This window comes from Chryseobacterium sp. VD8 (genome assembly GCF_037149975.1).
Lineage (GTDB): Bacteria > Bacteroidota > Bacteroidia > Flavobacteriales > Weeksellaceae > Chryseobacterium > Chryseobacterium indicum.
On record NZ_JBBCQL010000484.1, the window covers coordinates 1 to 255 of the forward strand.

Sequence of the window (255 nt, forward strand, 5' to 3'; positions counted from 1 at the left end):
TCTATTTCAAATGTACCTGCAGGAACATATACTGTAAAACTGAAAACAGGAAAATGCTGGACGTTACAGCAGGTAAAGGTTACCGCTTCTGTACAGCCAGTTATTACAAGTATAGATATCAACAACGATTCATTTACAATCAACGTAACAGGAGGAAAAGCACCTTATAAATATTCTATCGACGGAGTAAACTGGCAGGATTCCAATGTATTCACAGGTCTTCCGAGAGGTGAAAATAAAGCTTATGTAAAAGAT

Annotated in this window: 1 pseudogene; it reads left to right on the forward strand. The window is 36.9% G+C overall.

What is annotated here, in order from left to right:
• Positions 1-255 (forward strand): annotated as a pseudogene (locus WFK35_RS23130) (gliding motility-associated C-terminal domain-containing protein); the annotation flags it as partial.